The following is a 21082-nucleotide window of genomic DNA, read 5'->3' as shown; positions in this document are numbered from 1 at the left end:
TCAAGGGGCAAACCGGCGACGCGCTGCATGCGGTGCTGTGTGCGGCCGGCTACAACCTGCGCTGGCTGCTGCGCGCGATCGTTCGTCTGGGCCTTGGCCCTATATTCTTTTTGCTGCTCGCGTGGGCGCGTTTTCAGCTCAACGTCATGCCTCAACCTCTACTCGTGCGCTGCAGACCTGGCTGAGATGTGCGTTTACGTCTGCACCAGACTGCGTCGTCGGGTCCATTCCGGCAAATTCAATTTTGCAGGCCAGACGACGTCGGGTGGCGAACCAGTGCGCCTGCATCACACCTTTGTACGCTGCGTGAACGCGGCCCCAAGCGACCATACGAGATTCCCCGGCTTTTCCTTGCAGGTAGCTCGGGGGCGTGATGGCCACACCGCACAGGAACACGGACAACCCTTCCGGCGGGCGCACGGCAGACGCTTATCGAACGCCTGCCCGCGACGCGCGATCACGGCCGTCGCAGCTACATGCACACTCCAGCCGCGTCCTGACGCATACCTCACCGAATCGATGGTCGACGTGTAGGCTGGATTTATTTGATAAATTCGACGTCCAGTCGAACGCACTTCACGTCAAGCAGCTGCCGGTTTTTTGCGTAAAGCAAGTCGAGAGCATAGGCGCGCCCCTTGCGAACTCAATTGTGCCGTCGCCTTCTTCTGCGCGGTAAAGTCAAGATGTTCGGCAACGATCGCTTTTCGAGTCTCTTTCGCCCACGCCACGACCACACTCAGCGTGTCTGAAAGGGCCGCATGGCGTTGATCGGAGGGCGCAACTTCACGCAACGGCGGGAGCCGGCGCGTGCGCAGCAAATTTCCGAAGGCGTCAGTTTCGGTGGCTACTAAACGACCGACGTTAAAATCGTCACTGATGGTGCCGAACTGCGCCTTGAGCGTTGTGCTCGGCGCTGGCTGATGATTGATTGAGACGAACGCACACCAGCAGCGTTCATCCCGGTGCAAACGCCAACTCAAGGCTGTTCCCGCATCGAGCGCCGCGTCCAGGGCGACCGTGTCGAAATCGAAGGCGACATGCGCGACGACCAGATACATCTCGTCAGCTTCCGAGCGCAGCCGGTCGGACACGCGGATCTCCAACCTGTCGTGCCCGTCGTCGGCGCATTCGAGCTGACAAAGCTGATTTCCTGCCGATTCATCTCTCGACCCGACGAAGAACACTTAGTGCGAGGGCGCGTTCTGCCACGCACGTCTCAGTGTCAGCGTCGTATAGATACTGCACCTTTTCGTCGAAGTAATCTATGATCAACGCCGCTTTTGCAATGCTGATTTTCGATGAACTGGTTGGCTTGCTTAAATCTATCCGGCGTTTAGGTGGAGATTGCTCTCCGCGCCACGATAAGACTCGCGACCGACGACCCTACCAATTTTCTCGGCTATCAGGAGCCAATATTTCGCTCAGGTTCGCGTCAGGTAGTGTGCCGTTCACGTCATCAAATTGAGCAATCGCAAAGCCAGGCAGGCAATAGATTTCAGGTGGCGAAGTCGAGAGCACATCGTCTACAACGCAAAGCTGATCGGCAGATGGTCGCACGACTGATTGAATGATAGACATCATTTGCTGCGTATTGCTATCAACGACTAAGACTGTCGAAACGAGCCGCTGGCGCACCATTTGGGATCCAGGTTACTGCTTCGACAGGCTTCTTGTCAGTTGGTCAATCGGCGCGCGGCCGGACGCGGCACTTGCGAATGCGAAGCTGAGTGCAGCCATCAACACGGTGATAGACAGCAACGCCCGCCCGTAGTTCGCTGCGATGGTGGTGCGCCTTATTGCTGGCCCGGAGGGGTCACACGGATGGCGAGAAGGGCTGAATCGCTCGATGTCAGGTAAGGGACCAAGAGAGCGTACAAATCGCGGCATAAACGAGTCCAAAAATTTTTCCGCACCCCATTCAGGCCATCGACGGATCTGTCACACCTGCTGCCCCAGTTTCCACATATCCGGCGAACTGTCTAAGATAATGTGCATCATCGGCCAAAGTGACGCTTATATCGTACCAGCGTTTGCTGAAACCGAGATCCCAGCCCGTTTGTACGGTCTGCCCAGCTGCCACCGTTACGGTTTGAGGGCTCATGCCGTAGCGGTTGTCCGTGATGATGAAAGTGGAAGAAGCACTGCCATCATTCGATAAGTTTAAAGCTAGGTTTCCCTGCGTAATCTCGTAGCAGACGGTTACCCGCTGCGCGGCTGTAATCTCACCGGCTGAAGACATTCGGCGAATGAACCCGTTAGGCCCAACGACGGTTAAATCGTAAGCCAAGGATTCCCTCGCGATCTTCTGCCAGTCCCATATAAATCGGCAAGCTTCGTATTCGCCGCAACAGTATATCGCTTCACGGAAGTCGGTGCAATAGATGAATACACCTGAAAGATCACGGCAGCCCGCCCTGTGTTCATGAAGGTTAGCTGAACCGTTCCATGGGACGGACTATCATTCGCCTCGACAAACAATTCATAGGGTAATGCCCGCGCTTTTCGGCTGCCGCGTTCCTGTTGCGGTTGAGTCTGCGTTACTGGAACCGTCGGCATCGGGAGCGAACTTTGGGCCGTCGCAGTTGCGCTCAAACCGATAACTGACGGCACGATAACAGCGCTCGCATTGGGAGTGGTGAAATCGAAGGCCGATGTTAGGTCACCGCAGACAGCACGATGCCAAGCGCTTATGTTCGGCTCAAGAACGCCAAACCGCTTTTCGATAAATCGAATGACAGATGTATGGTCAAATACTTCCGAGCAAGTCCAAGCTCCTTTGGACCAAGGTGAGACCACGAACATGGGTACCCGTGGGCCGAGGCCCACTGGGCCAGCTGGGTGGTTCGAGTCGCCATCGTAAATTTCTCCGAACGCGTCAACGTTTGATTGTCCAAAAGTCGCGTTCTCGGGGGGAGTTGGAGGAACGACGTGATCGAAAAAGCCATCGTTCTCATCGTAGTTGATGAAAAGTACAGTCTTGCTCCAAACAGCAGGGTTAGCAGTCAGTGCGTCGAGAATCGCTGCAATATATGTGGCGCCGTCGGAAGGAGTGAACACCGGGTGCTCGGAGCATAGCAACGGCGGCATCAACCAAGAAACCTGAGGCAGATTGCCGGACGCGACATCTGACGAGAATTGCGCATATGTCCTGATCGAACAAGCGCGCTGCGCAATGGCTGAATTTGGTGACGAGTGTGAAATGGCGGAGAAGAATTGCGGCAACAAGTTGAAAGGACTAATGGGGTTATCTGGGTCTCCCGTTGCTGAGGCTGCCTTTGATGTTTTGAATGGTTCGTTTCCTATAGTGCCCTGATAAATCTGCCAACTTACTCCAGCATTTTGCAGGCGCTCCGGATAGGTTGTCCAGGTGAGCGGTACGTTGTTCGTTGGCGCATTTTCGAGTAAAGGGCCGCCTCCAGTTGCGCCAATATCAATCATCCCCGTCATCAAGTGTGAACGATTGGTATTGGTGGGGCCCATGCATGAACTGAAATACGCATCACACACAGTGAAAGAATCCGCTAGCGCGTAGTGAAATGGGATGTCAGCGCGAGTAAAATAGCCCATGGTCAACGGGCCTTTCGCGAAGACCCAGTTATCCCAGCGACCATGATTCCACATTTGGTGCCCGTCGTTCCATCCATGCGGCAGCGATCTCATGGCCTGTGCCATTGTGCTGTTGCTGTCGAGATAGAAGGGCAAGATAAATCCACCTTTGCCATCGGGCTGCTGCCAGATTGACGGTTGACCGTCAATAGGCAACGTGGCTTTATCGCTAAAGCCGCGGATACCTGCCAGAGTTCCGAGATATTGCTCAAACGATCGGTTTTCCTGCATCAAGACAACGACATGCTCGACATCCGCAATTGTTCCGGTGGTCGAGGCAGCTGGTATCGCAAGTGCACGCTGAATGCTAGCTGGCAAAAGTGTTGCCGCACTTACTACACCCAGGGCCGTTGCAGATTGTTTAAGGAAATTCCTGCGATTCAAAGACATGATTGAAATCTATCTAGGTTAGTTGCCGCAGCGGAAAACTCGCTTGGCGGTGGTGGATTGCGCGTTGGCATTGTCATGGCCTTCACACCCTGCGAGCGCGGCGCTCAACAAGATGGCGCCTAAAAGGAAGGCTTTCGACTGTGCCTGTTCGAGTCCGAGGCGGTTGATCGCGTCGGTGGCGAGTCCCATCGACGCGGAAATGGTCTGCGAGCCGGCGAACAATCCGGCCGCCGAGCCGATGTCGTAACCCGCCAGCTTGGCCGCGACGATCGGCGCCGCAAGACACAGCGCGCATTGCACGACTGCGAATAGCGCCTGCGGCACGCCATCCTTGGCGATGCCTCTAACGAATTGCGGGCCGACGCCATAACCGACGGCAAACAGGAACATCAGGAAGAACACCGATTTGACGTTCGGAGAAACCGTAATGCCGAATTGCCCGATGGCAATGGCCGCCAGTAAGGTAGCCGTCACCGCGCCGAGACTGAACCCTCGAAAACTCTTGCCGCCGACCCAATACCCGATTCCCAGCGACAGGAAAATCGCGATTTCGGGAAATGCGCGCAGCGTTTGCGCGAACCACGACATAAGCACTCCGATTCGGGACGCGTCCCGAGTGAATGGTTAATTGGCTCGCCGATCGTTGCATCGAAACAATATAGCAATGCTAATTACTTCCGGCGAGCATCGATAACCCACGCATCCGTTGATGCGCACGCTTGCTGACGTTTTATATATTAAGCATGGCGCGGTCTGTTCCGGCAGGAACCGAGCAAAATTTTGCAATCGCTCTCAGGCGCTCGATATCGATTGCTCGTTCACAGCAACAAGAAGCAAAAACAGCGGCCGAAGCCGCTGTTTTCATTTACAAAGAAAGAACTTATTCCGCCGTTTCGAGCAGCGGATAATCCGTGTAACCCGTCGCGCCCGGCGCGTAGAACGTCGACGTATCCCAATCGTTGAGCGGTGCGTTCAATTCGAAGCGGCGCACCAGATCCGAGTTAGCGATGAACGGCTTGCCCCAGGCCACCGCATCCGCGTCGCCGCGTTCGATGATGGCTTCGGCGCTGTCCTTCGAAAAGCCTTCGTTGGCGATATACACGCCGCCGAAGGCCTTCTTCAGTCGCGGTCCGAGGCTGTCCTGCGCTTAATGTTCGCGCGCCGCGATAAACGCGATCTTGCGCTTGCCCAGTTCGCTTGCGACATAACCGAAGGTCGCGCCGCGATCGCTGTCGCCCATCGTGTGCGAATCGGCACGCGGTGCGAGATGCACGCCCACGCGATCCGCGCCCCACACATCGATACATTGATCGACCACTTCGAGCATCAGACGCGCGCGATTCTCGATCGGGCCGCCGTAATCGTCGGTGCGCTTGTTGGTGCTGTCCTGCAGGAACTGGTCGAGCAGATAACCGTTCGCGCCGTGCACCTGCACGCCGTCGAAACCGGCGCGCTTCGCGTTCTCCGCGCCCTTGCGATACGCCGCGACCACGCCGGCGATTTCATCGAGTTCCAGCGCGCGCGGCGTCACGTAACCGCGTTGCGGACGCACGAGGCTCACGTGGCCTTCCGGCGCGACCGGCAGTTCGCCCCGTTCAGGAAGACCGGATCCGACACGCGGCCGACGTGCCACAGTTGCAGCATGATCTTGCCGCCCGCATCGTGCACGGCCTTGGTGACGAGCTTCCAGCCTTCGACCTGTTCGTCGGACCAGATGCCCGGCGTATCCGCGTAACCGACGCCCTGCGGCGTCACCGACGTGGCTTCGCTCAGAATCAGGCCCGCCGATGCGCGATCCGCATAGTACTGAGCCATCAGCGCGTTGGGCACGCGTTCGACGCCCGCGCGCTGACGCGTGAGCGGCGCCATCACGATATGATTCCTGAGCGTCAGTGCGACGACTTGAAGCGAATCAAAGAGAGTCGTCATTGAAAGGCATCCTAATTAAATTGAAAGTTTTGGACGATTGCAGCATTCGCGCATTCAGAGCTTGTCGATGGAATCGCGGAACGCCTGGATCGCCGCTTCGTCGCGCTTGAAGAACACCCATTGCCCGACGCGACGAGTCGTGACCAGCCCGGCCTTATGCAAAGTGGCGAGATGCGCCGAAACGGTGGACTGCGACATGCCGCAGCACCCATCGATCTGACCCGCGCAGACGCCATGCGACAGCGGCAGTTCCTGATTCGGAAAATGCCGCTCCGGCTCCTTCAGCCACTCGAGAATTTCGCGGCGAAGAGGATTGACGAGAGCTTTGTGAATCGCGTCGATGTCCATTTCGTTACTCGTGCTTCTGACGCCGGATAGTCCATACGAAAACACGGACCTTTCCGAATCGTCTTGGAACGAAGTATATATCGGGTTTTTCCGATATGCAAGGACGAGGCTGCGCTCCGTCAAGGCACGCGATGCCCACATGCGACATCGTCTGGTAATCTGCCCGGTTTCCCGCTTCATTTCCGGACTTCATGGATACACCCTTCAACGAACGCGGCGTGACCCTGTCGCGCGCCGGCCTGTCGGCCTCGGGCCAGATGATTCCGCTGCGCGATCTGCGCGCCGCGCGCGTCGTGCGGATCGACCGCAAGAAAGCGCTGCCGATCATCCTGGCGATCATCGGGCTCGCCGTGCTCGGCGCGGGCATCGCGAGCGGTTCGGGCGCGTCGCTGGTGCTCGGCGTGATGATCGTCGTCGTCGGCTATCTGACGTGGATCACGCAGGACACGATCTATCAGCTGATGGTCGACACGCCCGATGGCGAGCGCGAAGTGCTCATCACCAAGGATCAGGAATTCGCCGACAAGGTCGCCGCGCTCGTCACGAGCGCCGTAGCAAAGCACGCACAAGCGGCTGCCGCCAAACCGAAGGCGTGATTTTGATAGTTTCTTTACGGCGCCGCGCGAGACTTTAGCGTGACGTTGAGCCGGGCGGCGCTAGAGTGGATTCATCGCCACGACGCGCCGCCAGCGGGCGGCATCCTTCGATGTATCGCACCTCCGATTCGACCGCGCTTCCCTTCTCGCGGCTTCAGCATGACACAGACAACTGCGTCGCCTTCGATCTGACCATCCCCGGTCTCGAATCGTCCAGCGCGCGCGAGATGCTGGAATATGCCTTCGGCGCGGGCACGAGCTCGTCGTGGAGACGAGCCGCCTCCACGACCGCACGGTGTTGTACGTCGAAACGGCCAGCAGCGATCTCAACGACGTGATCGGCAAACTGACCGCTTACTTTCCGCACGCGACGCTCGGCCGCGTGACGCGCGTCACGCGGCATTGAGCGCGCGCGGGATCAATCGTCCGCGCTGATCTGCAAGGGCTCGACGTGCCAGATATCGCGCGCGTATTCCTGAATCGTGCGATCCGACGAGAAAATGCCCATGCCCGCGGCGTTTTCGATTGCGCTCTTGGTCCACGCGTCCTTGTCGCGATAACGCAGGTCGACTTCGGTTTGCGTCTTGTCGAAGCTGTCGAAGTCGGCGAGCACCATATAGTGATCGCCCCAGTCCACCAGCGTATGGAAGATGTCGTAGAAGCGATGCGGCTCTTCCGGCGAGAAGTGACCCAGGCGAATCTGATCGAGCGCAACCTTGAGGTCGGGATTTTCCTCGTAAATCTGCCGCGGACGATACCCCGCCGCGCGCAGCGATTCGATCTCGTCCGTGGTGTTGCCGAAGATGAAGATGTTCTCGCGTCCCACGGCATCGCAAATCTCGATGTTCGCGCCATCCAGCGTGCCGATGGTCAGCGCGCCGTTCAACGCGAGCTTCATGTTGCCAGTGCCCGATGCTTCGGTGCCGGCCATCGAAATCTGCTCGGAGAGATCGGCCGCCGGAATGATGAGTTCCGCGATGCTCACGCCGTAGTTCGGAATGAAGCCCACCTTCAGGCGATCGCCGACCAACGGATCCGCATTGATCTTCTTCGCGACGTCGTTGATCAGCTTGATGATGTTCTTCGCCATCTTGTAGGCGGAAGCCGCCTTGCCCGCGAACATCACCACGCGCGGCGTCCAGTCCTGCTCCGGATTCTCGCGGATACGGTTGTATCGCACGATCACGTAAAGGATGTTCAGCAGTTGCCGCTTGTATTCGTGGATGCGCTTGACCTGAAGATCGAACAGCGCTTCCGGATTGATGATCGCGTTGGCCTCGCGCTTGGCGCGTTCGACGAGCCGCAGCTTGTTGACGAACTTCGCTTCGTGGAAGGCCTTGATGAACTCGGAGTCGTCGCGCCATTCGCGCAAACGGGCGAGCTCGAACAGATTGGTACGCCAGCGCGGTCCGAGCCGCTTGTCGATCAGCGACGACAGCGACGGACTCGCCTGCGCCAGCCAGCGGCGCGGCGTGATGCCGTTCGTCACGTTGGTGAAGCGCTCGGGATACATGCGCGCGAAGTCGGAGAAGATGTTCTGCACCATCAGTTGCGAGTGCAGCTTCGATACGCCGTTGACCTTGTGACTCGCGACGATCGCCAGATGCGCCATGCGCACGCGTCGCTGGCCGTATTCGTCGACGAGCGAGATACGGCGAATCAGTTCGACGTCGCGACCGAACTTCTCCGTGACCTGCTTGAGGAACTGCGCGTTGATCTCGAAGATGATCTCCAGATGGCGCGGCAGCAGACGCGACAGCATCTCCACGTCCCACGTTTCCAATGCCTCGGGCATCAACGTGTGGTTCGTGTAGGAGAACATCTGCTGGATCAGCTTCCACGCCTTGTCCCACGGCAGATGATGCCGATCCACGAGCAGGCGCATCAGTTCGGGAATGGCCAGCACCGGGTGAGTATCGTTCAGATGCACCGCGACCTTTTCCGCGAGCTGCCCGAAGTGCGTATGCGTGCGCTGATAGCGGCGGATCAGGTCCTGCATCGTCGCGGAGACGAAGAAGTATTCCTGACGCAGACGCAGTTCGCGCCCGGCTTGCGTCGAGTCATCGGGATACAGCAGGCGCGAGACGTGTTCCGACGTGTTCTTCGCTTCCACCGCGCGGCGATAGTCGCCTTGATTGAACGCGGAGAGATCGAACTCGTCGGTCGCGCGCGCGGACCACAGGCGCAGCGTGTTGGTCGCAGTCGTATCGAAGCCGGGGATGACCGTATCGTAGGCCATCGCGTTGACGTGCTCGGTGTCGATCCAGTCGGTGCGATCGTCGTGCTGCACGGTGCGGCCGCCGAAATGCACGGTGTAGGTCACTTCGGGACGCGGAAACTCCCACGGATTGCCCGCGCGCAGCCAGTAGTCGGGCATTTCGACCTGATTGCCGTCGACGATGGTCTGCCGGAACATGCCGTATTCGTAGCGGATGCCGTAGCCGAAACCCGGCACGCCGACAGTCGCCATCGAATCGAGGAAACATGCGGCCAGACGCCCGAGACCGCCGTTGCCGAGCGCGGCATCCGGTTCGAGATCCCCGAGCGAGGCCAGATCGATGCCGAGCTGGCCGAGCGCCTGCTTCACCTCATCGTATATGCCGAGCGCGAGAAGCGCATTGGAAAAGGTTCTGCCGATCAGAAACTCCATCGACAGGTAATAGACGCGTTTGACGTCCTGTTCGTATTGCATCCGCGTGGTGCGCATCCAGCGCGCGACGAGCCGGTCGCGGACCGCGAGTTCAACCGCATGCAGCCAGTCGCGCGGCTGCGCGGTGACCGCGTCCTTGCCGACGCCGTACATCAGGCGGTTGGAGATGGAGCGACGCAGTGCGTCGACGGTACTGTTGAGATGTTCGAATTCCAGATCGACGGATGTCATCGATACCTCCGGTTATTGCGACATAAGCAACGACCGCGAATGCATGCAAAAGGTTTCGTCCGGACGTTCGCTTAATGAGCGTGGCGGGGTCCAGCCAGGAAGTTCATCGAAAGCATGCGGGTGCGGCGTGACCGAACGTGCAGGTTACGCCAATTTAATTTTTTTGGGTATGACAGGCGCAAGACGCGACGGCGTCCGGACAGAAGCCGGACGGCCCAAGAAGCCCGCATGAAGCGGTAAGAATTATTTCGTCATCCGGATGTTTCGCGTGCGAATTGGCGGAGGAATCGTTCTTGCTACGATGCACCTCGCAGTGCACCTCAACGGCGCGGCACGCGCGCGGCAATCAGCAACAGCGCCGCCAGCGATACCCCGAGCAGAATCAGCGCAAGCGCCGACGCCGGCAGATAGTAGCCGCGATTCACCTGCCCCACGACGACGATCGGCACCGTCGCGAAGCCCGGCGGATAGACGGTCAGCGTCGCGCCCAGTTCGCCCAGCGACAGCGCGAAGCCCAGCGCGAGACTCGCGCGGATCGCGGGCACCAGTTGCGGCAGCACCACGCGCAGCAGCACCATGCGCAGCAGCACCATGCGCGGCGGCGCGCCGAGACTCGCGGCGGCTTCGCGCAAGGTCGTGAGTTCGGGACGGAGCGCGGCGGCGGCGCACCGGTAGCAGAACGGCAGCACCAGCGCCAGTTGCACCAGCACGACGATGGCGGCCGACCCGGAGATATCGACCGGCTTCTTGTGATAGGCGATCAGCACCGCGAGTCCGAGCACCACGCTCGGCACGCCGTTGCCCAACATGGCGACGGCGTCGACCACCGCACCGATTCCGCGACGGTCGCGGCCTTCGAGCGCCAGCGCGAGCCACAACCCCAGAATCGTGCCGACGACGGCCACCGTAAAGCCGACTTGCAGACTCGTGATGAGCGCATCCATATCGCTCGACGACAGGCGCGAAAACCAGCGCGTGCTGAAGCCATCGGGCAGGATCGTGCCCGACCAGTGCGACGCCACGCTCGACAACGCCACCACGATCACCGGCAGCACGAACAGCCAGAAGCACACCAGCGCGACGAATACGGTGAACGCGCCGCTCATCAGCGAACGCGGTCTCAGCAAAGCGGAAAGCTGCATCTCAACGATCTCCCGCGCTGGTTTTGCGATTGACGCGCCGATACAGTGCATAGAGCGACAAGGACATCAGCAGCATCACGACCGAACCCGCTGCCGCCGTCGGCAAGTCGAGATCGACGGTCGCGGAACTGTAGATCGCGATCGGCAAGGTGACGAGATGGGCGCTGCCGAGCACCAGCAGAATGCCGAACTCGTTCAGCGTCAGCAGAAAGCAGAGAATCGTGCCCGCCGCGATGCCCGGCCACGCGAGCGGCAGCACGACTTTCATCGCGACCATCCAGCCGTCCGCGCCGAGGCTCCTGGCGGCTTCGACGAGGCGCATGTCGAGCGTCGCATACGATGCCAGCGTCGGGCGCACCACGAAGGGCGCGTAGAACACAACTTCGGCGAGCACCACGCCGCCGATGCCGAACAGAAAATCCATCGGCGGCGATTCGAGCGAAAACAATCGCTGCAATCCGATGCTCACCGAGCCTTGCGAGCCGTACAGAAAGATCAGCGTGAACGCCACCAGAAACGATGGAAACGCGACGAACAACTCCAGAAAGCGCATCAACAGTTTGACGCCGGGAAACGGCTTGAAAAACAGCATCGACGCCAGCGCGACGCCGAGCACCGATGCCACCAGCGTCGCACTCGCGAACAAAATGCCGAGCGTCGTGCCGATCAGCCCGCGCGTTTCCGGATTGCCGAAGAACGCCGTGTACGGATGCATCGTCAAACCGTTCGCGCCGCTGACACTCAGCAGCACCATGCGCGCGAGCGGATAAATCACCAGTGGCCCGAGCACCACGACGAAAATAAACAGCAGATGCCAGTTCGCCGCGCGCTCGCGACGCTTCGCCGCCTTCGCGTGTTCGGCGAATTGCGCCTCGAGTTCGGCGTCGCTCAGGACGCCTTCTTGCGCGAGGCCCTCAGGGGCGTACAAGGACGACATCGTCAGCCTCGAAGGAAAGTGAAACGCGCGAGCCCTTTTCCGGCAGGCGATGATGTCCGCGCTGCGCCGAAATGAGCACGGGCTCGTTGGGCATGGCATCAAGCGTGACGGAGACGGACAGCACCGAGCCGTACCATTCGATCGATGCAATCGTGCCGTGCAGCCGCCCTTCGCCGAGCGGCACGATCCGGAAGCTCTCCGGACGAATGCACGCGACGCGTTCGCGCTCTTCGTAACGCGCATCGCCGACCGGGAACACGACGCGCGGCGGCAGCAGATTGGCCGCGCCGAGATAACGCGCGACGAAGCCGTCTTTCGGCGCATCGTAGAGTTCGCGCGGCGTGCCGAGCTGGGCGATGCGGCCATCGCGCATCAGCAGCGTGCGATCGGACAGCACGAGCGCGTCGTCCTGATCGTGCGTCACGCAGACGATGGTCAGATTCGGCAGACGCTCATGCAGCACCTTCAGTTCGCTGCGCACCGACGCGCGCAGATTCGCATCGAGCGCGGAGAGCGGTTCGTCGAGCAGCAGCACATCCGGCTCGATCACCAGCGCGCGCGCCAACGCCACGCGCTGCTGCATGCCGCCCGACAATTGCGCGGGCATCACGTGCCCCGATTCCGACAATTGCACGAGCTTCAACGCATCGGCGACACGGCGCGCGATTTCCGCCGCCTTCAGCTTGCGCGCCCGCAAACCGAACGCGACGTTATCGAACACGGACAGATGCGGAAACAGCGCATAGCTCTGAAACAGCAGCCCGAGATTGCGCTGATGCGGCGGCACATGCGTGAGATCGCGGCCCGCGACGCTGAGCTTGCCCGCGAGCGCATCGGCGGCGATGAAACGCAGCAGCGTGGTCTTGCCGCAGCCGCTGCGCCCGAGCACGGTGAGAAACTCGCCGCGCCGGATCGTCAGCGACAGATCGTCCAGCACCGTGCGCGCACCGAAGCGCACGGTAAGGCGATCGACGTGCACGCCCGGCGTTCGGTCGACGCCGAAGGCTTCCTTCGGAACGGCGCTCACGTTACGACTTCGGCTTGACGACGTCGGTCTGCTTGCCGGTGTTGCCGATCACTTCGTTCTTCCAGCGCTCGGTCCAGCCGGCCTTCTTTGCCATCACCTGGTTCCAGTCCACCGGAATCAGCTTGACGCCGTGGATCGCCTCTTTGACGGCTTCGCCATTCTTGCCCGCGAGCGGCACGTCGGTGCGACCCGGAATGCCGTAGATGTCCGGCACCTTCGCCTGCACTTCCGACGACATCAGATAGTCGATCAGCTTCTTGCCTTCCGCCTGATTCGGGCCGCCCTTGATCAGGCCGATCGCGTACGGCAACTGGAACGTGGTCGGCGCTTCGCCGGCCTTGTGCGACAGGAACAGCGGCTTGATCGACAGACCGCCGTTCGCGGCATCGTCGAGGTCCATCTACAGGTCGCCGTTGGCGAAGGCGATTTCGTTACGCGAGAGCAGCACGTCGAGATAGCCGGTGCCCTTGGTGTGGAACTTGGCGCTCTTTTCCAGCGACGTCAGATACTTGAACGCGTTGTCCTCGCCCATCAGCGCCGAGGTCAGGATGATCACGGCCATGCCGTCGCCCGCCGTCGCCGGATTCGAATACGCGATCTTGCCCGAGTAATCCGGATGCAGCAGATCGGAGAACGTCTTCGGCGCGGACTTGGTCGTTTCCGGGTTGATCGCGAACGAGAAGTAGTTGTTCACGAACGTGGCCCACGCACCGTCCGAAGCCTTCGCGATCGCCGGCACGTTCTTGTAGTTCACGCTCTGATAAGGCTGCAGCAGCGCGCCTTGTTGCGCCTGCTGAATGAACGGCGGCAACGTGACGAGCACGTCGGCCTTCGGCGAATCCTTTTCGACGGTCGCGCGATTCACCACTTCGCCGCTGCCGGCCGTGACGATATTGACCTTCACGCCTTCTTTCTTTGCGAACGCGGGCAACACGTCCTTGTAGAGATTCTCGAGGCCGTCGGCAGTGTAGAGCACCACGGCATCGGCGGCGTGAGCGGGCAACGCGGCAAACAGGGATACAGCGGCAGCTACGACGGGCAGCAGCTTGGTCATGGCGATCTCTCTTGTCGGGGAAGCGTCAGGTCGGGAAAGGGCCGTGAAATGCGCCCTCCGACGTTCAGGCGGAAGCATCGCAAAGCTCTGTGACATGACCATGAACGCGCCACGAATCGCCAACTATCGACACAATTCGCCAAACGCGCGCATGCGTGTGATGTAGTCTTTTACGTGCCCGGCCAAGCCATCGCGCATTGTTAAGATGCACGCCGTCGACCCATTAGAAATAGCGATGAACGAATCTGATCAGAATAACAAATCGACTGGCCGCCTGAGCCTGCTCAAGGGCATTCGTCCGATCAGTCGCGCCGCCGCCTGGCGCGATGTGCTCGCGGGTATTTCGCTCGCGTCGATGGATATTCCGCAGGTGCTGGGTTATGCGCGCATCGCCGGCATGCCGACGATCACCGGCCTCTACACCGCGCTCTTGCCGGTCGCGGCGTTCGCGCTGATCGGCGCGTCGCGGCATCTGGTAGTCGCCGCCGATTCCGCGACGGCCACCATCTTCAGCAGCCGCGTCGCCACGATGGCGTCGATGGCCAGCGCCGAATACGTGACGCTCGCGAGCATGGTCGCGCTGCTGACCGCCGCCATGTTGCTCTGCGCGCGCATCTTCAAGCTCGGCTTTCTCGCGGATTTTCTGTCACGCACGGTGCTGGTCGGCTTTCTCGCGGGCGTCGGCGTGCATGTGTCCATCGCGATGCTCGGCGACATGCTCGGCATGACGGTGCCGTATCCGTCCTCGCGAAGTCTTTCGCAACTGCTGCATGTGACGACGCATCTCGCGCAGGCGCATGGGCCGACCGTTGCGCTGACGGCGTGCGTGGTCATCGCGATTCTTATCGGCAAGCGCATCGCGCCGCGCGCGCCGGTGCCGCTCGTCGCGGTGATCGGCAGCATCGCGGCGAGCCGCGCGTTCGACTTTTCGGCGCACGGCATCGCGCTGCTCGGGCCGGTCGCGGGCGGCCTGCCCGCGCTGCGCTTTCCGGCGGTGACATGGCAGCAGGCGCTGGATCTGCTGCCGGCGGCGGCATCGTGCTTCGTGATGATCGTCGCGCAAAGCGCCGCCGCCGCGCGCGTGTTCGCGCAGCAGTATCGCGAATCCGTCGATACCAACGCCGATATCCTCGGTCTCGCCGCCGCCAATACCGCCGCCGCGTTCAGCGGTACCTTCGTCGTGAACGGCAGCCAGACCCAAACCGCGATGGCCGATCGCGCTGGCACGCGCAGCCAGATCGGGCAACTCGCGTTCGCGGCGGTGGTGATTATCGTGCTGCTGTTTCTGAGCGGCTATTTGCAGTATTTGCCGCATTGCGTGCTGGCGGGCATCGTGTTTACGATCGCGCTCGGGCTGGTCAACGTGCAGAGTTTGAAAGATATCCGCCGGGAAACGCGCGGCGAATTCAATCTCGCGCTGATCACGGCGGCGGCCGTCGTGATGGTCGGCGTCGAGCAAGGCATTCTGCTGGCGGTCGCGCTGTCGCTGATGCGTCACGTGCGCCACAGCTATCGTCCGCACACGATGATGCTCGCGCCCACCGAACCCAACGGCCGCTGGCAATTCGCGCCGGTGCGGCCCGCGACCATCACCGCGCCCGGCCTGATCGTCTACCGCTTCGGCGCGGATCTGTTCTACGCGAACGATCATTTCTTCTGCGAAGAAGCGCTGCAACTCGCCGAGCACGCGCCGGGCGGCCTGCGCTGGTTCGTCGTCGATGCGGGCGCGATCACCGATATCGATTACTCCGCGTCGCGCTCGGTGATCGATCTGATCGAGGCTTTGCGGGCGCGCGGCATCGCGGTGATTTTCGGACGCGTGAACCGCTATTTGCGCGCCGATATGGATCGGCATGGCATGACGCGGATCGTCGGCGCGGAGCATATTTTTTCGACGCTGCACGAAGCGCTCGAAGCCGCCGGCGTGAGTCCGGCCGCGCGCGAACCGGGCACGGTCTGACCGCGGTTCACGCTACGATCAGTTCCGGCCCGCGCGCCGCGAGCGCACGCTTGAGCGCCTTGTCGGGCGCGTTTTCGGTGACGAGATAGCGCACCGCCTCGAAGCCGCGAATGCGCACCGGCGTCACCGTGCCGAACTTCGACCGATCCGCGACGACGACCGCGCACGCCGCCGCCGCGATCATCCGCCCGCGCACTTCGGCGGCGAGGCGCGAGTAATCCGTGAGATGCGCCTCGCTGGTGATGCCGCCCGCGCCGACGAACGCAAAATCCGCGTGATATTGCGAAAGCTGCTGCACCGTATCGAGGCCGAACGCGGCGTCCTCGAGTTCGGCGAGTTCGCCGCCGAGCAAAGTCACGCGATTGCCGTTGCGGCGGCCGAGAATCAGCGCGATCCGCCAGTCGTTCGTATAAACGCTCAGCCGATGCCGGTCCTGCAGCGCGCGCGCCAGCGCCTGCGTCGTGCTGCCCGAATCGATGAGCAGCGACGCGCCGTCCGCGACCAACGCCGCCGCGCGCGCGCCGATCTTCTGCTTGGCCGTCGCGTTGGCATGCTCGCGCACGTCGACATGCGGCTCGCGCCGATCGACCGACAGCGCGCCGCCGTGCGTCGTCGTGACGAGGCCGCGTTCAGCCAGCGCGTTGAGATCGCGCCGCACGGTTTCGCGCGATACGGACAGCGCCCGCACGAGGTCCGCGACCGCGAGCGCGCCATGCCGGTCCAGCTCGGCGAGGATGTATTGATGTCATTGTTCGGCGAGCATCGGAGAATCGGTGAGGAAGTGTGTGGAGTTTAGCGGCCTTATGTGGCAAAACGTTGGCAATGCAGCAGGCGGGTTATCGCACGGGTTGTCGCAGACGAAGCGTTCAATGCAGTCTTTCCGCTGAGTAGTGAATGAACGCGCGCCGCTCCGCTAGACTCGGGAGTTTTCCTGGCACGAGGTCGGTCGCATGTACAAGAAAGGCGTGGTCATCGAGATTCAGTTTCCGCCGGAACGCCTGAACGACGCCGCCGGCGATCCCTACTGGATCGACCTCACGCTCGACGAAGCGCGGCGGCTCCATGCGCAACTCGCGCGGCGCTTCGAGAGCGAGGCGCGCGCCAATCAGCCGCTGGACACGTTTTCCATCGAGTGAACGCGCAGTGCACGGCTGAACAAGACGCAGCGGCGAATCGCGCGGATACTCCGACGCTTTCGGTCTTCCTATTCGCGTCCATCCGTCATGCTGTCCAGCTTCGCCGCGCCCGTGTTCGTGTTCCTGTGGTCGACGGGTTTCATCGTCGCCCGCGCGATCACGCTGTATGTCGATCCCAATCTCTATCTGCTCGCGCGCTTCACCGGCACGACGCTGCTGCTCGGCGCGATCGCGCTGATTGCGCGCGCGCCGTGGCCGAAGCCGAGCCAGGCGGCGCGGCATCTGTTCGCGGGCGCGCTGTTGCAGGGCGTCTATCTCGGCGCGGGATACTGGGCCGTCGCGCAGGGCATGGCAGCGGGCATCATGGCGCTGCTCGGTGCGTTGCAGCCGCTGCTGACGGCGGCGATCGCCGCGCGGCTGTTCGGCGAGCGCTTGTCGGCGCGCGCGTGGAGCGGACTCGTCCTCGGTCTCGCGGGCGTGGCGCTGGTGCTGGCGCCGAAGATCGCGGCGAGCGGCACGCTTCATGGTTCCGCGCCGCCTTGGCTGGTGGTGTCGGTCGCGCTGCTGGCGGTCGTCGCGATCACCGCCGGCACGTTGTATCAGAAGTCTTCGCTGGCGGGCGCGGATATCCGCAGCGCCGCCACCTTGCAGAACGCGGGCGCGGCCTTGGTCGCGATGATGCTCGCGTTCTCGCTCGGCGAACATCGCTTCGTCTCCTCGCCGACGACCTGGCTCGCGCTCGCGTGGGGCATCGTGATGCTCTCCGGCGTCGCCGCAACGCTGCTGGTCTGGATGGTCCGGCGCGGCGATGCATCGCGCGCCACGGCGTTGATGTTCCTCGCGCCGCCGCTCGCCGCGCTGGAAGGCTATCTCGCGTTCGGCGAACGGCTCGGTCCGATCCAGTTAGCGGGATTCGCGCTGGCGCTGGCGGGCGTGCTGCTGGCGCGTTCTCGATAATCGCGCGCCTGCGGAATCAATCCACGGTATCCGCGCCGACGGGTGTCTTCGCGCGCGCCGCCGCGCCCGGTCCCGGCGCCCACGCCGGACGCGCCTTCTTCGCCGTATCGACGACGACGAGGTAATGACCCGCCCACGGCGTCGTCTGCCGATGCGGTTTGAGGATCCTCTCGGACCTTCGCATCTCGCATCTGGCGGAAGCCGGTGACATCGCAGTTCATTCGCCCATCAATGGCGAGCTCGTTGGCCGAGTTGCAAGTCAGACTGTCGCCGATGTCGACGCCGTACTGGCAAAGGCTCAAGAAGCCTATAAGGCGTGGCGCAACGTGCCGGCGCCGCGCCGAGGAGAACTGGTTCGATTGCTCGGGAACAAGCTCCGTGAACGCAAGCAGGCCTTGGGTAGCATCATCACGCTCGAAACGGGCAAAATCCTGCAAGAGGGCCTCGGCGAAGTTCAGGAGATGATTGACATTTGCGACTTCGCAGTCGGATTGTCGCGTCAGCTCTACTGCCTCACCATCGCCTCGGAACGGCCGGGCCATCGTATGGCTGAAACCTGGCATCCGATGGGAGTCTGCTCCGTCATCTCTGCCTTTAACTTCCAGGCAGCGGTATGGTCATGGAACGCCGCACTCGCACTCGTGTGCGGCAACGCAGTTATCTGGAAGCCGTCGGAAAAGACGCCGCTGACGGCACTCGCCGTGGACCAGATTCTCAAAGATGCATTGAAAGAGTTCGGCGACGCACCTGACGGACTCACTGCGCTCATTAACGGTAGCCGTGACGTCGGTGCCAAACTGGTAGCAGACCCGCGCTCGAGCATCGTGAGCGCAACCGGCAGTACCGAAATGGGCCGTACTGTTGGTATCGAGGTGGCTCGACGCTTTGGCCGCTCCATCCTCGAACTTGGCGGCAATAACGCAGGCATCGTCTCCAATACCGCAGACCTCGAGCTCGCGCTGCGCGGCATCCTCTTTTCCGCAGTCGGTACTGCCGGCCAGCGATGCACCACTCTGCATCGCCTTTTCGTGCACGAAGGCATTTACGACAAGGTTGTTGAGCGTCTGAAGACCTTCTACAGCAAGGTCTCGATTGGCAATCCGCTGGAGCAGGGCACGCTGATGGGACCGCTCATCGACGAGCAGTCCTTTAAACGCATGCAAGCAGCGCTCGAGCAGGCGAAGAGCGAAGGCGGCAAGGTCTTTGGTGGTGAGCGCCACACGGTTGCCGGAAACGAGAAGGGCTTCTACGTGCGCCCGGCAATCGCCGAGATGTCGTCGCAGACCGAAATCGTTCTGCAAGAGACATTCGCGCCGATTCTCTATGTGATGAAGTACAGCGACTTCAACGAGGCCGTCGAAGCCAACAACGCTGCTCATCACGGCTTGTCGTCGTGTGTCTTCACGACGGACCTGCGCGAGAGCGAACGCTTCCTCTCGGCGGCCGGCAGCGATTGCGGAATCGCGAACGTGAACATTGGCCCGAGCGGAGCCGAGATTGGCGGCGCCTTCGGTGGCGAGAAGGAAACGGGCGGCGGCCGCGAGTCGGGCTCTGATGCATGGAAGGGCTACATGCGTCGTGCGACGAACACGGTCAACTTCTCTTCGGCGTTGCCTCTCGCCCAGGGCATCGACTTCAACATCGACTAATGCCCGCTCCCGGGAGCCGTGAGTCTCGCTCCCGGGAGGTCTCGTCGCGCCTGAAGCAGCATTAGAAAGATTGAATGTGTTCCGCTCGACAAGCGAGCGTCCTCAATTCGGGAAAGTGGAGCAACACATGAGTTCTCAAGTCGTTATCATTGGCGGCGGTGTGATTGGCAGTTCAATTGCTTACTTCTTGCGCACGTCCGACCCGTCGGTAAAGGTAACCGTGATTGAGCGTGACCCCAGTTACGCGAAGTCGTCGTCCGCGTTATCGGCTGCCTCCATTCGACAGCAGTTCTCGACACCTCTTTCCATCCAGATGTCGCTCTACGGCATCGAATTTTTGCGCAACATCGGCAACATCCTGGAAGTCGATGGAAGCAAGCCAGCAATCGACCTGCACGAAGGCGGCTACTTGTTCCTGGCAACCCCTGCGGGGGAGAGCGTGCTGCGCGAAAATCACGCGCTGCAGCGAAGCTTGGGCGCAAATATCGAACTTCTTTCTCAAAGCGGCCTGCAGGAGAAGTTCCCCTGGCTCAACGTTGACGACCTATCGGCAGGCGCATATGGGGTCAGCGGAGAAGGGTGGTTCGATGGATATGGACTCGTGCAAGCGCTGCGAAAAAAGGCGCAATCGATAGGAGTTCGCTACGTGCCGGCTGACGTGATTGGGCTCGAGCGTCAAGGTCGGGAAATTACGCATGTGGTCGCCGACAACGGTCAGCAGTACGCATGCGATACGCTGGTCAACGCCGCCGGCGCTTGGACACGCAAAATCTCGGAGATGATGGGTATCAATATTCCCGTCTATGCGCGCCGCCGAAGCATTTTCAACGTGTCGTCGCCAGCACGTCTCACGAACGCACCGCTTCTGATTGATCCGACCGGAGTGTATTTCCGACCTGAAGGTAAGACCTATATCACGGGAACTTCACCGTCGGCGGATAACGACCCCGATGACCTGCCGCTCGATGAGGTCGACCACAACATCTTCGACGAGGTGATTTGGCCGACGCTCGCCAACCGTGTTCCGGAGTTTGAAGCGCTACGTGTCGAGAATTGCTGGTCGGGCTATTACGAGTACAACGTCTTTGACCACAACGCCATCATCGGTTACCACCCGGACATCGACAACTGCGTCTTCGCGAACGGCTATAGCGGGCATGGACTTCAGCAAGGGCCAGCCACAGGCCGAGGAGTGTCGGAGCTGATTCTTAACGGCAAGTATTCCAGCCTGGACTTGTCCTCACTGAGTTGTGACCGAGTCCTCGAGAATCACCCAATCGTTGAAAAGAACGTCGTCTAGGCCGAGCATCTCTCAGTAACGCCACTCATTGGCCCGACTTTGTCGGGCGTTTTTTGTGCGCCCAGCATGGGCGCACTCTTGCGGGTGCAAGTCGCGCGGCAAGTTGACCACAGCGAGCGAAGTGAAGCGCAACTGCGGAAGGGCGACCGACCGTGGGGAGGAAGCGTGGA

At 61.1% G+C, this 21082-nt stretch carries 18 protein-coding genes and 4 pseudogenes; 8 read left to right on the top strand and 14 right to left on the bottom strand.

Translation table 11 applies throughout. The features are described 5' to 3' along the window. A pseudogene (locus BVER_RS16315) lies at positions 1-185 on the top strand (IS5/IS1182 family transposase); the annotation flags it as partial. Between the two features lie 396 nt (positions 186-581). Here the strand turns inward: BVER_RS16315 and BVER_RS16310 are convergent. The 7 genes and pseudogenes from BVER_RS16310 to BVER_RS16290 form a co-directional block, all read right to left on the bottom strand. Next, positions 582-1184 carry a hypothetical protein gene (locus BVER_RS16310; RefSeq protein WP_050454204.1) on the bottom strand — a complete coding sequence of 201 codons (603 nt, stop codon included), beginning with the start codon at positions 1182-1184 and terminating at the stop codon, positions 582-584. A gap of 199 nt (positions 1185-1383) precedes the next feature. After that, positions 1384-1638, bottom strand: coding sequence for a hypothetical protein (locus tag BVER_RS31595; RefSeq protein ID WP_157056083.1), 255 nt, complete (start codon positions 1636-1638; stop codon positions 1384-1386). Between the two features lie 280 nt (positions 1639-1918). Further along, complete coding sequence (locus BVER_RS33905; protein WP_232316578.1) at positions 1919-2239, bottom strand: phospholipase domain-containing protein; 321 nt, start codon at positions 2237-2239, stop codon at positions 1919-1921. A 32-nt stretch (positions 2240-2271) separates the two neighbouring features. Next, positions 2272-3996: a phosphocholine-specific phospholipase C gene (locus BVER_RS16305; RefSeq protein ID WP_232316577.1), complete on the bottom strand. Its 1725-nt coding sequence runs from the start codon at positions 3994-3996 to the stop codon at positions 2272-2274. A 123-nt stretch (positions 3997-4119) separates the two neighbouring features. Next, positions 4120-4584, bottom strand: a pseudogene (locus BVER_RS16300) (aspartate-alanine antiporter-like transporter); the annotation flags it as partial. Between the two features lie 292 nt (positions 4585-4876). After that, positions 4877-5925: pseudogene (locus tag BVER_RS16295) on the bottom strand (alkene reductase). A 54-nt stretch (positions 5926-5979) separates the two neighbouring features. Beyond that, the gene (locus BVER_RS16290) at positions 5980-6273 is read right to left on the bottom strand and encodes an ArsR/SmtB family transcription factor (protein ID WP_050454202.1); all 294 of its coding nucleotides are present in this window, start codon (positions 6271-6273) and stop codon (positions 5980-5982) included. 191 nt (positions 6274-6464) lie between these two features. Here BVER_RS16290 and BVER_RS16285 point away from each other — a divergent pair, with 191 nt between their 5' ends. After that, on the top strand, positions 6465-6869 hold the full coding sequence (locus BVER_RS16285) for a DUF6232 family protein (RefSeq protein WP_050454201.1): 405 nt from the start codon (positions 6465-6467) through the stop codon (positions 6867-6869). A gap of 265 nt (positions 6870-7134) precedes the next feature. Further along, the gene (locus BVER_RS33900; protein ID WP_232316576.1) at positions 7135-7275 is read left to right on the top strand and encodes a hypothetical protein; all 141 of its coding nucleotides are present in this window, start codon (positions 7135-7137) and stop codon (positions 7273-7275) included. Between the two features lie 12 nt (positions 7276-7287). Here BVER_RS33900 and BVER_RS16280 read toward each other — a convergent pair whose 3' ends face one another. The 5 genes and pseudogenes from BVER_RS16280 to phnS all read right to left on the bottom strand — a co-directional run bounded on the left by BVER_RS16280 (position 7288) and on the right by phnS (position 13910). Next, positions 7288-9750 (bottom strand): glycogen/starch/alpha-glucan phosphorylase, encoded by a 2463-nt coding sequence (locus tag BVER_RS16280; RefSeq protein WP_050454200.1) that lies wholly within the window; start codon positions 9748-9750, stop codon positions 7288-7290. Between the two features lie 320 nt (positions 9751-10070). Further along, positions 10071-10892, bottom strand: coding sequence for a 2-aminoethylphosphonate ABC transport system, membrane component PhnV (gene phnV / locus BVER_RS16275; protein ID WP_050454199.1), 822 nt, complete (start codon positions 10890-10892; stop codon positions 10071-10073). 1 nt (position 10893) lies between these two features. Beyond that, entirely contained in the window at positions 10894-11829 is a 936-nt protein-coding gene (locus tag BVER_RS16270) for a 2-aminoethylphosphonate ABC transporter permease subunit (RefSeq protein WP_050454198.1), read from the bottom strand. Further along, positions 11807-12856, bottom strand: a complete 1050-nt coding sequence (locus BVER_RS16265) for an ATP-binding cassette domain-containing protein (RefSeq protein ID WP_050454197.1) — start codon at positions 12854-12856, stop codon at positions 11807-11809. The genes BVER_RS16270 and BVER_RS16265 overlap by 23 nt, the downstream gene beginning before the upstream one ends. A gap of 1 nt (position 12857) precedes the next feature. Further along, a pseudogene (gene phnS / locus BVER_RS16260) lies at positions 12858-13910 on the bottom strand (2-aminoethylphosphonate ABC transporter substrate-binding protein). A 235-nt stretch (positions 13911-14145) separates the two neighbouring features. On the opposite strand from phnS, the gene BVER_RS16255 reads away from it, so the two are divergent. After that, positions 14146-15870 (top strand): SulP family inorganic anion transporter, encoded by a 1725-nt coding sequence (locus tag BVER_RS16255; protein ID WP_050454196.1) that lies wholly within the window; start codon positions 14146-14148, stop codon positions 15868-15870. A 7-nt stretch (positions 15871-15877) separates the two neighbouring features. On the opposite strand, the gene BVER_RS16250 is transcribed toward BVER_RS16255, so the two are convergent. Beyond that, positions 15878-16606, bottom strand: coding sequence for a DeoR/GlpR family DNA-binding transcription regulator (locus BVER_RS16250; RefSeq protein WP_232316579.1), 729 nt, complete (start codon positions 16604-16606; stop codon positions 15878-15880). Positions 16607-16820: 214 nt separating this feature from the next. On the opposite strand from BVER_RS16250, the gene BVER_RS16245 reads away from it, so the two are divergent. Beyond that, positions 16821-17006 (top strand): hypothetical protein, encoded by a 186-nt coding sequence (locus tag BVER_RS16245; RefSeq protein WP_050454195.1) that lies wholly within the window; start codon positions 16821-16823, stop codon positions 17004-17006. 87 nt (positions 17007-17093) lie between these two features. Next, entirely contained in the window at positions 17094-17963 is an 870-nt protein-coding gene (locus tag BVER_RS16240; protein ID WP_050454194.1) for a DMT family transporter, read from the top strand. 16 nt (positions 17964-17979) lie between these two features. Here the strand turns inward: BVER_RS16240 and BVER_RS31590 are convergent, their stop codons facing one another. After that, a complete protein-coding gene (locus BVER_RS31590) occupies positions 17980-18147 on the bottom strand; it encodes a hypothetical protein (RefSeq protein WP_157056082.1) in 168 nt (55 codons plus the stop codon). Here BVER_RS31590 and amaB point away from each other — a divergent pair. After that, a complete protein-coding gene (gene amaB / locus BVER_RS16235; protein WP_050454193.1) occupies positions 18122-19612 on the top strand; it encodes an L-piperidine-6-carboxylate dehydrogenase in 1491 nt (496 codons plus the stop codon). The two genes, BVER_RS31590 and amaB, sit on opposite strands and share 26 nt — an antisense overlap. Positions 19613-19739: 127 nt before the next feature. Continuing rightward, the gene (locus BVER_RS16230) at positions 19740-20912 is read left to right on the top strand and encodes an NAD(P)/FAD-dependent oxidoreductase (RefSeq protein ID WP_050454205.1); all 1173 of its coding nucleotides are present in this window, start codon (positions 19740-19742) and stop codon (positions 20910-20912) included. Positions 20913-21082: the final 170 nt, after the last annotated feature.

The organism is Candidatus Burkholderia verschuerenii (assembly GCF_001189365.1).
GTDB lineage: Bacteria > Pseudomonadota > Gammaproteobacteria > Burkholderiales > Burkholderiaceae > Caballeronia > Caballeronia verschuerenii.
This window is presented reverse-complemented; position numbering and strand designations above follow the sequence as displayed.

Excerpts from the sequence above, each read along its gene's own strand:
- BVER_RS31595 (WP_157056083.1), bottom strand. The coding sequence starts at position 1,638 with ATGGTGCGCCAGCGGCTCGTTTCGACAGTCTTAGTCGTTGATAGCAAT.
- BVER_RS33905 (WP_232316578.1), bottom strand. The coding sequence starts at position 2,239 with ATGTCTTCAGCCGGTGAGATTACAGCCGCGCAGCGGGTAACCGTCTGC.
- BVER_RS16305 (WP_232316577.1), bottom strand. The coding sequence starts at position 3,996 with ATGTCTTTGAATCGCAGGAATTTCCTTAAACAATCTGCAACGGCCCTG.
- BVER_RS16290 (WP_050454202.1), bottom strand. The coding sequence starts at position 6,273 with ATGGACATCGACGCGATTCACAAAGCTCTCGTCAATCCTCTTCGCCGC.
- BVER_RS16285 (WP_050454201.1), top strand. The coding sequence starts at position 6,465 with ATGGATACACCCTTCAACGAACGCGGCGTGACCCTGTCGCGCGCCGGC.
- BVER_RS16280 (WP_050454200.1), bottom strand. The coding sequence starts at position 9,750 with ATGACATCCGTCGATCTGGAATTCGAACATCTCAACAGTACCGTCGAC.
- phnV (WP_050454199.1), bottom strand. The coding sequence starts at position 10,892 with ATGCAGCTTTCCGCTTTGCTGAGACCGCGTTCGCTGATGAGCGGCGCG.
- BVER_RS16270 (WP_050454198.1), bottom strand. The coding sequence starts at position 11,829 with ATGTCGTCCTTGTACGCCCCTGAGGGCCTCGCGCAAGAAGGCGTCCTG.
- BVER_RS16255 (WP_050454196.1), top strand. The coding sequence starts at position 14,146 with ATGAACGAATCTGATCAGAATAACAAATCGACTGGCCGCCTGAGCCTG.
- BVER_RS16245 (WP_050454195.1), top strand. The coding sequence starts at position 16,821 with ATGTACAAGAAAGGCGTGGTCATCGAGATTCAGTTTCCGCCGGAACGC.
- BVER_RS16240 (WP_050454194.1), top strand. The coding sequence starts at position 17,094 with ATGCTGTCCAGCTTCGCCGCGCCCGTGTTCGTGTTCCTGTGGTCGACG.
- BVER_RS31590 (WP_157056082.1), bottom strand. The coding sequence starts at position 18,147 with ATGCGAAGGTCCGAGAGGATCCTCAAACCGCATCGGCAGACGACGCCG.
- BVER_RS16230 (WP_050454205.1), top strand. The coding sequence starts at position 19,740 with ATGAGTTCTCAAGTCGTTATCATTGGCGGCGGTGTGATTGGCAGTTCA.